The organism is Chromobacterium sinusclupearum, from assembly GCF_002902845.1.
GTDB classification, from domain to species: domain Bacteria; phylum Pseudomonadota; class Gammaproteobacteria; order Burkholderiales; family Chromobacteriaceae; genus Chromobacterium; species Chromobacterium sinusclupearum.
Genome location: NZ_PPTF01000017.1, coordinates 29,936 through 42,557 on the forward strand (window position 1 = coordinate 29,936; position 12,622 = coordinate 42,557).

General features: G+C 66.6%; 16 protein-coding genes. 1 reads left to right on the forward strand and 15 read right to left on the reverse strand.

What is annotated here, in order from left to right:
• Window positions 1-161 precede the first annotated feature (161 nt).
• The 12 genes from C2134_RS04805 to C2134_RS04860 all read right to left on the reverse strand — a co-directional run bounded on the left by C2134_RS04805 (window position 162) and on the right by C2134_RS04860 (window position 7,986).
• The gene (locus tag C2134_RS04805; protein WP_103317982.1) at window positions 162-1,202 is read right to left on the reverse strand and encodes an HrpJ domain-containing protein; all 1,041 of its coding nucleotides are present in this window, start codon (window positions 1,200-1,202) and stop codon (window positions 162-164) included.
• Window positions 1,195-1,860 (reverse strand): protein EsaK, encoded by a 666-nt coding sequence (locus C2134_RS04810; protein ID WP_103317984.1) that lies wholly within the window; start codon window positions 1,858-1,860, stop codon window positions 1,195-1,197. Before C2134_RS04810 ends, C2134_RS04805 begins: the two co-directional genes overlap by 8 nt.
• Complete coding sequence (locus C2134_RS04815) at window positions 1,857-2,504, reverse strand: type III secretion system domain-containing protein (protein ID WP_369406775.1); 648 nt, start codon at window positions 2,502-2,504, stop codon at window positions 1,857-1,859. Before C2134_RS04815 ends, C2134_RS04810 begins: the two co-directional genes overlap by 4 nt.
• Window positions 2,408-3,109, reverse strand: coding sequence for a type III secretion system inner membrane ring lipoprotein SctJ (gene sctJ, locus C2134_RS04820; RefSeq protein ID WP_103317988.1), 702 nt, complete (start codon window positions 3,107-3,109; stop codon window positions 2,408-2,410). The genes C2134_RS04815 and sctJ overlap by 97 nt, the downstream gene beginning before the upstream one ends.
• Window positions 3,106-3,357, reverse strand: coding sequence for a type III secretion system inner rod subunit SctI (sctI, locus tag C2134_RS04825; RefSeq protein WP_071110394.1), 252 nt, complete (start codon window positions 3,355-3,357; stop codon window positions 3,106-3,108). Before sctI ends, sctJ begins: the two co-directional genes overlap by 4 nt.
• The gene (locus tag C2134_RS04830) at window positions 3,354-3,623 is read right to left on the reverse strand and encodes an EscG/YscG/SsaH family type III secretion system needle protein co-chaperone (RefSeq protein ID WP_071110393.1); all 270 of its coding nucleotides are present in this window, start codon (window positions 3,621-3,623) and stop codon (window positions 3,354-3,356) included. Before C2134_RS04830 ends, sctI begins: the two co-directional genes overlap by 4 nt.
• A 28-nt stretch (window positions 3,624-3,651) precedes the next feature.
• The gene (gene sctF, locus C2134_RS04835; RefSeq protein ID WP_043627551.1) at window positions 3,652-3,870 is read right to left on the reverse strand and encodes a type III secretion system needle filament subunit SctF; all 219 of its coding nucleotides are present in this window, start codon (window positions 3,868-3,870) and stop codon (window positions 3,652-3,654) included.
• Window positions 3,871-3,881: 11 nt separating this feature from the next.
• On the reverse strand, window positions 3,882-4,601 hold the full coding sequence (locus C2134_RS04840; protein ID WP_071110392.1) for a helix-turn-helix domain-containing protein: 720 nt from the start codon (window positions 4,599-4,601) through the stop codon (window positions 3,882-3,884).
• A 95-nt stretch (window positions 4,602-4,696) separates the two neighbouring features.
• Window positions 4,697-4,918: an EscE/YscE/SsaE family type III secretion system needle protein co-chaperone gene (locus tag C2134_RS04845; RefSeq protein WP_103317990.1), complete on the reverse strand. Its 222-nt coding sequence runs from the start codon at window positions 4,916-4,918 to the stop codon at window positions 4,697-4,699.
• A gap of 8 nt (window positions 4,919-4,926) precedes the next feature.
• Window positions 4,927-6,105: a type III secretion system inner membrane ring subunit SctD gene (sctD, locus tag C2134_RS04850; RefSeq protein WP_103317991.1), complete on the reverse strand. Its 1,179-nt coding sequence runs from the start codon at window positions 6,103-6,105 to the stop codon at window positions 4,927-4,929.
• A gap of 7 nt (window positions 6,106-6,112) precedes the next feature.
• Window positions 6,113-7,588: an EscC/YscC/HrcC family type III secretion system outer membrane ring protein gene (locus C2134_RS04855; RefSeq protein WP_103317993.1), complete on the reverse strand. Its 1,476-nt coding sequence runs from the start codon at window positions 7,586-7,588 to the stop codon at window positions 6,113-6,115.
• On the reverse strand, window positions 7,585-7,986 hold the full coding sequence (locus tag C2134_RS04860; protein ID WP_103317995.1) for a protein EsaB: 402 nt from the start codon (window positions 7,984-7,986) through the stop codon (window positions 7,585-7,587). Before C2134_RS04860 ends, C2134_RS04855 begins: the two co-directional genes overlap by 4 nt.
• Before the next feature lie 100 nt (window positions 7,987-8,086).
• Between C2134_RS04860 and C2134_RS04865 the strand changes: the two genes are divergently transcribed.
• Window positions 8,087-8,740 carry a two component system response regulator gene (locus C2134_RS04865; RefSeq protein ID WP_103317997.1) on the forward strand — a complete coding sequence of 218 codons (654 nt, stop codon included), beginning with the start codon at window positions 8,087-8,089 and terminating at the stop codon, window positions 8,738-8,740.
• Between the two features lie 16 nt (window positions 8,741-8,756).
• Here the strand turns inward: C2134_RS04865 and C2134_RS04870 are convergent, their stop codons facing one another.
• The 3 genes from C2134_RS04870 to C2134_RS04880 form a co-directional block, all read right to left on the reverse strand.
• Window positions 8,757-11,507 carry a two component system sensor kinase gene (locus C2134_RS04870; RefSeq protein ID WP_158248699.1) on the reverse strand — a complete coding sequence of 917 codons (2,751 nt, stop codon included), beginning with the start codon at window positions 11,505-11,507 and terminating at the stop codon, window positions 8,757-8,759.
• An 11-nt stretch (window positions 11,508-11,518) separates the two neighbouring features.
• A complete protein-coding gene (locus tag C2134_RS04875; RefSeq protein ID WP_199179875.1) occupies window positions 11,519-12,067 on the reverse strand; it encodes a lytic transglycosylase domain-containing protein in 549 nt (182 codons plus the stop codon).
• 193 nt (window positions 12,068-12,260) lie between these two features.
• The coding region (locus tag C2134_RS04880; protein ID WP_199179876.1) for an EscU/YscU/HrcU family type III secretion system export apparatus switch protein at window positions 12,261-12,622 on the reverse strand (362 nt) is incomplete at its 5' end.

Genomic DNA, 12,622 nt, shown 5'->3' on the forward strand with positions numbered 1-12,622 from the left:
AGTCCCAATGCAATCCATCGCATTGACGGGCATCCGGCCTTTTCCAATTTGGGCAGGCAAGACGCCTGCCGCTTCAACCTTATGCATGGAACAGAATTGACCGAACGCCGCCTTGGCTCAGCCACGGCCGTTCAATCCGTCTCGGTCAACCGTTCAAACGCTCAATCCAGACTGCGATCCCGCAGCTCGGCAATCGCGTCTTCCAGTTGCGTTTTCTGCTCGGCGTCGCCAAAGCAATCGTCCGATAGCAGTTGCACCAAACGTCCCAAGGCGTGGGCCACGCGGTAGCGCTGGCCATCCGGCAGCGGCGGCAGCGCTTCCGCCACGCTGTCGGCATTGACCCAAACCTGCTCCACCAGCGTCACCACGCTGGCCAGCAAGGCCTCGCCGCGCAGTTCCGGCAGGGCCAGGGCTGCGGCGGCCTGGTCGCAATGCGCTTCCAGCCCGAGGATGCGCAACAACTGCTTGAGATCGCCGATGACGGCGGCGAGATGGCTGCCGACGATAGGTTGCCCGCTAGCCGATAGTTCATAGGACAGCACGCTCAGCATGACGCGCAGCTTGCGCTGCCGCCCTTCGCGCTCGCCCAGCGCTTCCAGCCATTGCGACAGCTTCTGCTTGGGCGCGCTGGCGCGATGGTAGAGGCGGGTCAATTCCTGGCGCAGGGCCGGCGTGGGCGCGCCATACTCCAGCGCGCCAAACAACGAAAGCGCCAGCGTATCGTCCTCGGCCAGGCTGGCCAGCGCCTCCTCCAATCGGCGGCGCAGCCGCGGGTCAGGCCGGCCGCGGGCCAGCCAGGCCGCAAGCTGCAAGGCGGCGCGGCCTGGGTCCGGCGTTTGCGACTGCAAGGCCACCAGCAGTTGCGGCGCGCGCAACCAGTCCTGCGGGCCGGACAGCAGGCTGTCCAAGTCCGCAGCCTCCACCGCGGCCAACTCCGCCACCAGCTTTTGCATCAGTACGCGGCCACGCACATTGTCCTGCCCGGCCGGTCCGCGCCGCGTGTCGCGCAGCCTGCCGCCCAGGGCGAAGCCCAGGTCCTCCTGGGTTTCCGCCAGCGCGTCGCTTTCAAATTCCAGCAACTCAGCCTGCGCCAGCGCCAAAACCGACTCGGTTGGCGCGGCGCGGTCATAACGCGCCGTCGCCAGATTGTCTTCGACATTGCCCAGCGCGCCGCCGGGGCTGATCTGATCCAGTCTAAGCATGCGCTACCCTCCCTGGCTCTCCCGCCAGTTGTTGCAATACCCTGGCCTGGTGCGCGGGTTCGTCCAGATGGACGCGCACCAGCCCATTGTCCAGCCTGGCCTGACCGGTCGCCAGGCCGGGATCGGCCATCACCTTGACTTCCGGCGCGCTTGCCCAGGCGCGGGTGGCCGCGGCCAGCGCAGAGGGCGACACGCAAAGCGTGACGCGTCCACGCGGCAATAATTCGGCCACCTTGCGCTCCACTCGGCGCAGCAGCAATTGGTTTTGGTCGCTTTGCCCCAGCACCTCATCCAGTACGCGTGCGGTGAGCGTCCGCCAACGCTGCGCCAGTTCACGGGCGATCAATTGCTCCATCTCCTGTTCGCAGCACAGCCATTGCACGGCTTCGTCCACGGCCTCATCGCGCGCCTGGTGGCGGATGGCGGCGGCATCCTGCCTGGCGGCCTCGCGCAAGGCCTCGGCTTCGCGCCGCGCCTGCTCCAGCTCTGCCTGAGCCTGGCGGCGGAGCGCCTCGGCATCCTCGCGCGCGGCCGCATGCAAGGCCTCCAGCGCTGCGGCTTGATCGCGCCTGGCGGCCAACTCTGCGGCGGAGACTATGGTTCCTGCCGGCATGGGGCCTGGCAACAGAATGACCGGTAGGTTCAGAGGATTGTTCATAACCACCTCAGCAGCTTCTGCAGCACCGGCTCCACCGGCTGCGGCGGCGCCAGTAAGGCAGATGGCGGCCACAGCAGCCTGCACAGACGCAGCGCCGGGGCCGCAGCGTCCGCCAGCCAGGCGGCGCCGATCTCGCAGGCTCGTGCCGGCAACATGGCCGGCGTCAGATCGGCGCGCGTGCCTTCCAATGGCAGCAATGCCTGCAACTGCGCTAGCGCCCTGCCGTCCAGCCTGCTGGATAGCGCCTCGCGGTACGGTTTGAGCAAGACATAGTCTGGGCAACGCAATGCCCAAAGTCCCAAGGCCATGCACAAGGCCTCGCGACGCTGCTCATCGGCCAACAAGGGCTCGGCGATAGCCGGCAACGGCGGCGCGGCCCCCGCCTGCCCCAGCCGGCGGGCGATCAAATCGTCCAGCGGCGGACGCAGCAAGGGCTGCTGCGCGTAAGGCTCGCGCCAGGACGCAAGATCCAGCGCCGCCCACCAGGCAACATCCATGTCTTGTCCAGGCTGATGCCATAGCGCATACAAGCGCCGCAGCGCCGGGCTCATCCGGCGACTCCCGGCCGACGGCGCCGCCACATCGCCACGGCGGCGCACACACCTAGCAGCGCTGTCCCGCCGGCCGCGGCGATGGCTGGCCATGGCGTCTGGCGCGCGACGGGCGCCGGCGGCAGGTAGCGGTATTCGGCGCGTTGCAGCGTCAGCGTGATGCGATCCGCCGCCAGCCCCGGAATGCCGTCGCGCACCAAGGCGCGGATTTCCGCCCCGCGCGCCGGCAGGTTGATCTCCGGGCTGTACTTGATGAACACCGCGGCGGATGACGGCGCCGGCGCCTCGCCATCGACGGCGCGCGGCTCGGCGACCGACACCTCGGCCGTGATCACGCCGTCCATGCTGCCCAGCATCTTCTCCAGCTGCTGGCTCTTCAGATAATTGAGCTTGGCCTCTTCCTGCGCCGGAGAAGACACCAGCTGCCCGCTGGGAAACAGGTTCTGCATGGTCACCGTCTTGCGCTTGGGCAGGCCATTCTGGCGCAGCACCTCGACGGCATCGACGAAGCGGTCCTCTTCCACCCGCAGCGAGACGCCGTCCTTGCCCACCTGCTTTTCCGCAGGGATTTTGTTATAGATGAGCAGCGCCAGCATCTGATTGGCCTCGGTTTCGTCCAGCTTGCTGTACAGCTCGCTCTTGCAGCCGGCCAACAGCGGCAAGACGAGCAGCAGCAGGACCCATGGCGAGGTTTTCATTGCATGTTCACCAGCTTGTTGATGGACTGGGTCAGCGATCCGGCCACCTTAGCCGTCAGTTCGGTGCCGACGGCCAATTCATTGAACGCGCTTTGCGCGGCGAACAGCGCGCCGGGCTCGTCGGCGGCCTTGGGGTTGTTCAAGAGTTCCGCGAAGCGTTGCTGCGCCGACTGGCTCGGCTGAGCCGGCTCGGCCTCGCCCAGGGGAGCGATGGCGGCCAGGGCATGGGTAATGGCTTCGATAGTCATGATTCGGACTCCTTTGAGGAAGACTTCAGCAAGGCGCGCAGCGGGGCGCAATCGTCATCCGGCAGGCCGGCGAGCTTGGCCGCGGCGGCGCTATGGCGGCCCAGGCCAAACAGCAGCAGGGCTTCGCAACGCGCCAGCTGGTCGGCATCGTCCAGCCAGTCCGGCAGCGCGGCCAGGATGTCGTGCATTTCGGCGCGCAAGCCGTGATTGACGGCGGCAAAGCCAGCCTCGACGATGGTGCGCGCGATGGGGTGAGAGGCGTTCATGGGTCTTCTCCTGATCCAGCTGGCGCGCTTAGCCAATTTTGGAAATGATGCCCATCATCATGTCCTTGACCGCCTTCATGACCGAGCTCTCGTAGCCGATCATCACCGAGTACTGCTGCAGCGCGTATTGCGACTTCAGCATGGCTTGCGGATCGTTCTGCACATTGGCGTTCATCGCCGCTTCCGCGTCGTTGGCGGAGCGGGTGACCTGGCTGCCCATCTGGGCGACAAGCGAGTCGATGTTCATGTGAATCTCCTTCAGAACAGCAGCGACGGCGCCAGCGTAAGCGGCAGGGATTCGCGGCGGACATCGCTGGGCGACATCTGAAAATGGCGGCGGAAGCTGTCGGAAAAGTGCGCGGCATTGCAAAAGCCGGACTCAAGCGCCACATCGATCACCTTTTTGGTGGTGGTCTCCAGCAAGCCGCGCGCATGCTCCAGGCGCTGCGCGAGCAGCCAGTGCTTGGCGGACATGCCAAACTTTTCCTTGAACAATTGGTTGAACTTGCGCGGCGGCAGGCCCAGCGCGTCGGCGTAACGCGCGATGGGCCAGGGCTCCAGGCGGTGGCGGTGGATGAAATCGAAAAGGTCGATGTCGGCCGCCACCAGATAGCGCAGCAGCGCGGCGCAGCGTTCGCCATCGATGGCCAGGCAATACGCCAGGACGAAACGCAGCATGGTCTCGTCGTCGACATCGGCCAGTTGCGCCACCGCATGCAGCAGGCCCTCATCCGCCGGCACCGCGTACGGCGTGTTCGGCGCCGCGCAACCGCCATGGTCGGCGAGCAGAGGCTGCATTTCCCGATAAACCGGCTGCAGACAAGAAGCGGGAAAACTGTAGCAACGGGCGGAGGCCGGCAGCTCGAACGCCGCGCCGCCCGCCATCAGCCACAAGCCAGGCCGCTCTACGGCGGTGTCGTTCCCGTCCAAGCGCAACGCGCCGGCTTGCGGGGCGAGGATGATGTGCAGACTGAACATCGCGCACTCCTTGGTTGACTTGGTGGGACCATCATCACGCGGGGTCAGCCATGACCCCATCAGGTCATCACCTGAATTGGGGAAAATGAAACTCGCTACGAGTGCAAGCGGCTCCATACCGTATCCACCACCCGCATCGCCGCCAGGGCGGCCAGGCGCTGCCGCTCCAGGCTGGCGTAGCGCTCTGCGCTCTGCGGCTCGCGCTGCGCCCGTCCCAGCGCCATCACCGTCGCGTTCAAGGTTTCGAGCAAGGCCCGGCGCTGATGGCCGGACGCATCGGCCGCAAGGCGGTCTTCCAGTTCGGTCAGGGTGTGCATGTCTAGCCTCAACTGTGCAAAGGAAGGAATATCAGTTCACGCGCACCGGCCAGCGATACGCCATCGGCGTCTATCGCCGCCACGCGCAAGCCCTGCAGCACCGGACTGCCCGGCAGCAGGCGCATACCGTTGGCCAGCTGCAGGTATGGCGCCTCGGCGTTGCCGCCCACGCCGGCCATGGCGGCGGGCAGATAGTCGGCAGCCTTGGCGCTGCTGGCTGCGCCGACGAAACGCAGCGGCAGCGCCCGGCCCGGCTCGGCATTGACGATTTGCAGAAACGCCGCCAGCCGCGCCTGGCGGGCCTCGTCCAATTGGCCGGACAGCAACCAGCCCTGGTCGCCGCGCGCGGCGCTGAGGCCGGCGAGCAAGCCGGCGGCCTTCAGCCTCGGCAACAAGGCGGCCAGCTCATCGGCACCGCGGTCGGACAGGCGCCAGCCCACCAGCCCCGGCAGCTTATCCAGCGCAGCCGCCAGCGTGGCGGTATCGCCGGCCACCGGGCCGTCGATGTCGGCATGGCCCGCCGCATCCAGCGTGACCGTCGCATCGGGGTAGCCATAGCTCGCCATCAGCGCCCGCACCGAACGCCGCAGCTCGTCGTCGCACACGGTTTCCTGCCGCAGACGGACGCCGGCCGCGCGCAACCTCGTGGTCAGCGTCAGCAACTGGCCGCTGTCGCGGCAGCGCCCGGTCAGCTCCAGCACATCGCTGCCCAGCCAGCGCGCCGTCAATCCGGGTTCGGCGCGCAGCGCCTGCGGCAGCCAAGCGCGCGGGGCCGGCGGCGGCGCAGGCGCGGCCGGCGTCAGCGTCCACCCCAGCGCGGCGGCCAAAGCCAACGCGGCCAGCAGCACCGCCGCCGCGCGACGATGCGCCCCGCCGCGCGGAGGCACCGGCGGGCTGCCCAGCTCGCCGTCGGCCGGACCCAGCACCAGATGCACGCCGGCCAGATCGACGGCCCGCCGCTGCGGCAAGGGACCGGGCGCGCAGCGCCGGCCGTCCACCCAGCACGCGGCCGGGCTGGACAGCATGACCGCGTCGGCCGAAACCTCCAGCGTCGCCGTTCCCCCGCCTTCCAGCGGCAGCGACAGATCGCTGTCGCCATCGCCTACGGTGAACGCGCCTTCGGGCAGGAAAAGCTCTCGCCCCGCCAAAGGGCCGTTCAGCAATTTGAGTTTGAATGCAGCTTCCATGACAACCTCACAACTTCCGCGGCTCGGCCTTGATCAGGAACAGGCGCACCACGTTGCGCTCGCTCTTGGTGGTGCTGCGGAACAGCCCGCCAATCAGCGGCAGATCGCCCAGCAGCGGAATCTTGCGCACGCCTTCGATGTTTTCGTCCTGGACAAAGCCGCCCAGCAACAAGCCCTGGCCCAGATTCAGCGTGGCCTGGGTGGCGATTTCGGCGTTTTGCACCTGCGGCAGCGGTTCGGCGCGGCTGATCGGCTTGTCCTGCCGGCCATCCTGGATGTTCAGCGTCAGCAGCACCTTGTCGCCATCGGTTTCATGAATCAGGCGCGGCGTGACGCGCATCAGCGCCCCGGCGGTCACCGACTCCAGCTTGGCGTTCTTCTCGCTGACCAGCTTGGTGTAGAACGTGATGCTGCGGTCCAGCACCGCCTGCACGTTATCCAGCGTCACCACCGACGGACGGGACACGATCTTGGCCTTGGACTTCTGCTCCAGCGCGGACAGCCGCAACATGAAGTTGCCGGAGTTGGACACCAGCGAGGAGAAGCTGTCCGAAGCCAGGCCGCCATCGGTATTGAAATTGACCGTGCCACCGCCGATGCGGGCCGATGCGGACCAGTCTATGCCCAGCTCGTTGATGTCGGCGGCGTCCACGTCGATGATGGCCACCGAGATTTCCACCAGCGTCGGACGCTGGTCCAGCTTGGGAATCAGATCAGCATACAGATTCATGTTTTTGCGGCGATCGCGGATCAGCACGGCGTTCTGCCGGGTATCGGCGGAGAAAGTCGGCAAGCCGCTGGCATCGGCCGGCGCCGGCGTTTTGTTGTCCGGCAGCGGCAGCGCCCGGCCCTGCGCCATCTCCCGCAGCACCGACACCACGCCCGGCACCGTCACCGTCTGGCTGCGGTAGGAATAGCTGGTATCCGCGGCGCTGGCGTACTTGAGGGGATAGATGGCCACCGTTTCCTTGTTCTGCTCCTGGTTGAGATTCTGCTCGTCCAGTTGCTTGGCCAACGCACTCACCCGGGTCAGGCACACCGGCACGCCGCTGACTTGCAGCGAATTGGACGCGCCCACCGGATGCAGCCGGCAGGCCGGGCCATCCAGCAGCCCGCTTTGCGCGATCAACCGCGACAACTGGTCTGCGCCGACATAGGCCGGCGCCAGCAATGCCTGGTCCACCTCCTGGGCCTTGTAGACATACAGCGAGTTGCCATCGTAGTAAGGCAGCAGCTGATACAAGCGGGAAAGCTCGGCCAGCGCCTTTCCTTTTGGCTGGTCGCGCAAGGCTCCGGCGTAGGCCTCGGTGATCTTGGGGCTGACCACCACCGGCAAACCGTAATTGGCGCCCAGGTCCTTCAGCACGGAAGCCAGCGGCGTATTGCGGCTGGACACGAAGAAAGGCTGGCCGCGCCAAGGAATGGGCTGGGCGCCCGCGCTGGCGGACGCCAGCGCGGCGGCGATCAGAATCGGGGCTTTCATGCATACCTCCCGGCAATAGGCAGCGGAACGGGAGCGGCGCGTTCCCGCGCAGCCAGCAGCGCGGCCATCGCCTGCTGCTGCTTGAACAGCAAGTCCAGTTCCACTTCGGTCAATGCCACCGGATACCGCCGCAGCAGCCACAGCCTGTCGCCAGACAGATACAGCGCGTCATCGCCGGCCTCCGGCGTGGCGGCAAGCAACAGGCAAGCGCCTGCCGCCTGCCGCGGCGAGCGGTCCAGCGTCAGCGCCACCGTCAATCCGGTATCGAAGCGGCGGGCGCGCGCGGCGCGCTCGCCCAATTGCCCGGTCACGACGGTATCGGCAAGCGACCACTGCGGGCGGGCCAGACGCGCGGCCAGCCAATGCAGCGCGGCGGCGGGATCAAGTGTTCTGTTCATGTCGCCTATGCTGCCGGGGGGCGGCGCATCCGCGCATCAGGTGCACACCTGAAATGCGCTTATAATCATTCGACAATGAACAATAAAAGGATTGACGGTGATGACTCTAGCTTCCGCCTCGGCGCTTCGCGTCCTGATCGTCGAAGACCACGCCTTGCTGATAGACGGCATTCGCAACCTGCTGGCCAGCCAGCCGCGTTACGAGGTGGTCGGCACCGTTTCCGATGGACTGGCGGTGTATGAGGCCTGCCAGCGCCTGGCCCCTGACATGGTGCTGCTGGACCTGGGCCTGCCCGGCATGGACGGCATCGACGTGATCCACCAGTTGCGCCGCCGCTGGGAAGCGTTGCGCATCGTGGTGGTCACGGCCTCCACCGAAGAGCATCGCGGCAGGGCCGCGCTGTCTGCCGGCGCCCTGGCCTATGTGCTGAAGCAAAGCCCGCAACAGGTGCTGCTGGCCGCGCTGCAACACGCGGCGCTGGGCAAGAGCTATGTCGATCCGGCGCTGAAGCTGGAAACGCTGGACGCGGCGGAACGCGCGCCCATGCCCGGCGACACGCCGCTGACGCTGCGCGAGCGCCAGGTGCTGAAGCTGGTGGCCGAAGGCCGCCGCAACCGCGATATCGCCGAGCTGCTGTCCATCAGCCTGAAAACCGTGGAAACGCACCGGCTGAACCTGATGCGCAAGCTGGATGCGCACAATGCCGCGGAGTTGAGCAACTGGGCGCGCCGGCTGGGGGTGCTGGAATACTGATGCGGCCGGCGCGGCGTCAATCGGCGCCCAGCTCGCTCTCTATCAGGCGGCCGAACACTTCCCATGTGCCAGGCGACAAGGCATCGCCCTGGTTCAACAAAGCCTCCCAGTGCTCCGCCGCCTCCCGCAGCAGATCCAGCCCCGCCTGGCCGGCCAGGCCCTTGAGCGTGTGCAGCAGCATCCGGCACTCGGCCTCGTCTCGCGCCTCCAACGCCTGGCCCAGGCGTCGATAGTATTCGCGCAGGTCCGCCGCCACGCGCGACAGCAGCGCCGGGTCCGTGCCCAACAGCGGCTGTTCGCTGCCGGCATTAGGCTCCAGCTCCATGCCGCGGGCCAGTTGCTGATCGGCGGCGAAATCCAAGGCCCGCGCCAACATCTCCGGCGATACCGGCTTGGTCAGGTATTCATTGAAGCCGGCCCCCAGCAGCCGCTCGCGCTCGCCAGGCTGGGCATTGGCGGTAAGGGCGACGATGGGGCAATCCGGGTCTAGCATGCCGCTGGCCTCATCCCGCCATAGCGCAACCGTTTCTCCGCCGGACAAGCCCGGCATGCGCATATCCATCAGCACCAGATCGAACACATGGGCGCGCCCCAGGGCCAAGGCGTCCTCGCCGGATGCCGCCTCCCACACCCGATGCCCCTGCTGGCGCAACATGCGGCCGACGATGTCGCGATTGGTGTCGACATCGTCCACGAGCAGCACGTTCAGCGACCACGGCGACACGGGCAAGGCCTCCTCCCTCAGGCTAATGTTAGGCGTGCGATCTGGTTCCAGATGCTGGCGCAGCCGGGCGGGCAGGAAAGCCAGCTCCGGCGCGTCCAAGGCTGGATTGTCGCCGGCTTGCGGCGCATAGCCCCAGGCGCGCAGCTGCGGATGCAAACGCTCCGGCGCCGCGATGGGACCGCAGTCGGCCACTCGTCCCGGACTCGCCTCTCCCAGCGGCAGCTCCAATTGAAAGCAGGCGCCGCTCTCCACCGGGATCAGCCGCAGATCGCCGCCCAACAGCTGAGCCAGGCTGCGCGCGATGGGCAGCCCCAACCCGCTGCCTGCCACAAAGCCTTCCAACTGGCGGAAGGCGATGAAGACCTCAGCGTATTTTTCCGGCGGAATGCCCGGCCCGCTGTCGCGCACGCTGAAACAGACCCGGCCATCGGCGCTCCAGGCCGATAAGGTCACGCACCCTTCCTGGGTGAACTTGACGGCGTTGCCGAGCAGATTGATCAGGATTTGCCGCAGGCGCAGGCCATCGGTCAGAAACTGGGACGGGAAACTCGAATCCACCAGACAACGCAGCGCCAGGCCCTTGTCCTGCGCCGGCAGCTGCACGGTCAACATGGCCTGGTCTATCAACGCCAGCGGGTCTTGCAGCGAAAGCGTCACCACCATCTGCCCGGACTCGATCCGCGAAAAGTCCAACAGGTTGTTGATGATTTCCAGCAGATGGCCGGAACACTTCAGCGCGGTATCGACCAGATCGTGCTGATTGGCGTCGCACTCGGTGCGCCCCAGCAGCCTGAGCGCGCCTACGATGCCGTTCAGCGGCGTGCGGATCTCATGGCTGATATTGGTGAGCTGCTCGCTCTTATTGGCATTGGCCCGCTCGGCGCGGCAACGCGCTTCGTTCAACTCCGCGGTGCGCTCCTCCACCTTGGCTTCCAGCTCGGCGTATTGCGCTTGCACCGCGTCCAGCAGCCGGTTGTAGGCGTGGGCGATCTGTCCCAGTTCGTCCTGCCTTTCCTCAGGCAGACGCTGCTGTTTGCTCACCGCCTCTTGCGGACTGATGATGTGCACGATATTGGACAGCGTGCGCCCCAGACTGCGCTGCAGCACGACATACAGCAAAACCACTAGCCCCAGCAAAGACAGCAATGCGACCGGCAGATGCTTGGGCAGCTCCGCCAGCGCACGCTGGGTGATGCGCTCTGTTGGATAGATCTCGATCAGACGCCAGCCGGTAGGCTCGACGTTGACGCAGATGATGCTGACCCCCTGCATGCTCTGGATGAACGGCTTCTTGCAAGCCGGCAGCTGCTCTATCAAGCCGGTCGGCGCAATTGCCGGCAGCGGAGCGAACGGCCAGCCATCCTCTCCCAGCCAGATCAGGGCGCCGTCGTCGGTCTTGCTTAGCCACTCCAGGGCAAAGCGCAGCGAAAGATGCACCGTCACGCCCACCATGGCGCCGGTCGCAGGATCGCGCGCGGCGACGGCCACTTGCCATCCGCCGTCAAGGGCCTGATAAGGACGCCCCCACACCAGGCCGGCGCGCGGCGGCGAATCGCGCAGCTTGTACAAATCTTCCAGGTGGCGGGCGGTTTCGCGACGCGAGCTGTTGGCGCTGGAAATCACGATGCCGCTATCCAGCACGACAAAGGTATCGACGAACTTGCCCACGCCGCTGCTGCCGTAGGACTCGACGAAATCCATGGCGCGCCGCACCTGGGCAGGCGGATCGCTGCGCGTCTCATCGAGCAGGACATAGTGCGTCACAAGATAATGCTTGTCGCCGCGTTGCGTCTTGTCGTCCAGCGTTCGCCAGGAATTGAACAGCGTCATCACGTCGCGCGCCGCGCCTCTCAGCTCTGCGCTCTGCTGCTCCCCCACGCTGCGGGTCATGGCCTCCACCTTGTGCGCCAAGGCCTCGCGGGTTTCCTTGAAGTCCAGAAACAGCACCGCGCTGGCGCTGAGCAGCCAGAACAGCGCGATGGCCCCGCCCAGGACCAAGGCCAGACGGAATGGCAGCGACGAGCGCCAGGGCAGATTCGGCATAGGGTCTCTCATCAGGTTCCGTTCGCTCCGCCGGCATTCGAGCCGCCGGTGAAGATGCGCCACAATTGTCCCATATCGCCCACGCCGCCAATAGCGCCCTTCGGCTTGCCCGCGCGCCGGGCTGCCGCCACGGCGGCGGCAGGCACGTCCGACGCCGGGACATCAGGGCGGGCGCCGCCGCGCAAGCGGGCATAGCGCGCCATCACTTTTCGCACATACGTCTGGGTTTCCTCATACGGCGGCACCGCATTGCCGAAGCGCGCCACCGCGCCCTCCCCTGCGTTATAACCGGCCAGCGCCAATTCCAGGCGGCCATCGAAACGGCGCATCAACCAGCTGAGGTAGGCGGCGCCGGCTTCCAGATTGGCGCGCGGCTCGGTCAGCGCGCGCTGGCCGAAGCGCATGCCGGTTGCCGGCATCACTTGCATCAGTCCAATGGCGCCCTTGTCCGATATCGCCTCCGGCCGATAAGCCGATTCCGTTTCCACCACCGCGTGTACCAGCAGCGGATCCAGGGCGTAGCGCTGCGCCACGTCGTCGATCAGCTCACCATAGCGCAAGGACTTCCCCTCCGCTCCAGAGGGGGAAGCGGGCGCGGGCATCGCTTTCGGGGACGCTGGCAGCGGCGCCATGGCGGAAGGCCCATCGCCGCCAGGCGGGACGACGTACCACTGCAAGCCCTCGGCAGAAACCATACGGCTCAGGCCGCATAAGGCCCAGAACAGCAGCGCCAGTCTGCGCCACGGGATTCGACTAAGCCTCATCGCCATCCTCCATCGCATCCATAACCAGGCTCAGCACCTGAGCCACTGCGGCGAACAAAGGCTCCGGTATGTAATCGCCAGGCCGGGTGGAGGCTAACAGCGCGCGCGCCAGCGGCACGTTCTCCACTACGGGGATGCCTTGTTTCTCGGCCAGGCTGACGATGTGCAGCGCCAGCGCGTCGCGGCCGTACTCCAGGACCTGCGGCAAGGGGGTCTCGCCCTCTTCGTAGCGCAGGCAGACGGCGATATGGGTCGGATTGCGCACCACCACCGACGACTTGGCCACCTTGCCGGCCAGGCTGCCGCTTTGCACCTCGCGATGCATTTCGCGCCGGCGCTGCTTGACCTCAG

What these genes read in the sequence shown, in the direction of transcription:
- sctD (WP_103317991.1), bottom strand. Translation starts at nt 6,105, where the DNA reads ATGGAAGCTGCATTCAAACTCAAATTGCTGAACGGCCCTTTGGCGGGG.
- C2134_RS04805 (WP_103317982.1), bottom strand. Translation starts at nt 1,202, where the DNA reads ATGCTTAGACTGGATCAGATCAGCCCCGGCGGCGCGCTGGGCAATGTC.
- C2134_RS04860 (WP_103317995.1), bottom strand. Translation starts at nt 7,986, where the DNA reads ATGAACAGAACACTTGATCCCGCCGCCGCGCTGCATTGGCTGGCCGCG.
- C2134_RS04810 (WP_103317984.1), bottom strand. Translation starts at nt 1,860, where the DNA reads ATGAACAATCCTCTGAACCTACCGGTCATTCTGTTGCCAGGCCCCATG.
- C2134_RS04845 (WP_103317990.1), bottom strand. Translation starts at nt 4,918, where the DNA reads ATGCACACCCTGACCGAACTGGAAGACCGCCTTGCGGCCGATGCGTCC.
- sctI (WP_071110394.1), bottom strand. Translation starts at nt 3,357, where the DNA reads ATGACTATCGAAGCCATTACCCATGCCCTGGCCGCCATCGCTCCCCTG.
- C2134_RS04870 (WP_158248699.1), bottom strand. Translation starts at nt 11,507, where the DNA reads ATGCCGAATCTGCCCTGGCGCTCGTCGCTGCCATTCCGTCTGGCCTTG.
- C2134_RS04855 (WP_103317993.1), bottom strand. Translation starts at nt 7,588, where the DNA reads ATGAAAGCCCCGATTCTGATCGCCGCCGCGCTGGCGTCCGCCAGCGCG.
- sctJ (WP_103317988.1), bottom strand. Translation starts at nt 3,109, where the DNA reads ATGAAAACCTCGCCATGGGTCCTGCTGCTGCTCGTCTTGCCGCTGTTG.
- C2134_RS04840 (WP_071110392.1), bottom strand. Translation starts at nt 4,601, where the DNA reads ATGTTCAGTCTGCACATCATCCTCGCCCCGCAAGCCGGCGCGTTGCGC.
- C2134_RS04815 (WP_369406775.1), bottom strand. Translation starts at nt 2,504, where the DNA reads ATGGCCAGCCATCGCCGCGGCCGGCGGGACAGCGCTGCTAGGTGTGTG.
- C2134_RS04830 (WP_071110393.1), bottom strand. Translation starts at nt 3,623, where the DNA reads ATGAACGCCTCTCACCCCATCGCGCGCACCATCGTCGAGGCTGGCTTT.
- C2134_RS04865 (WP_103317997.1), top strand. Translation starts at nt 8,087, where the DNA reads ATGACTCTAGCTTCCGCCTCGGCGCTTCGCGTCCTGATCGTCGAAGAC.
- sctF (WP_043627551.1), bottom strand. Translation starts at nt 3,870, where the DNA reads ATGAACATCGACTCGCTTGTCGCCCAGATGGGCAGCCAGGTCACCCGC.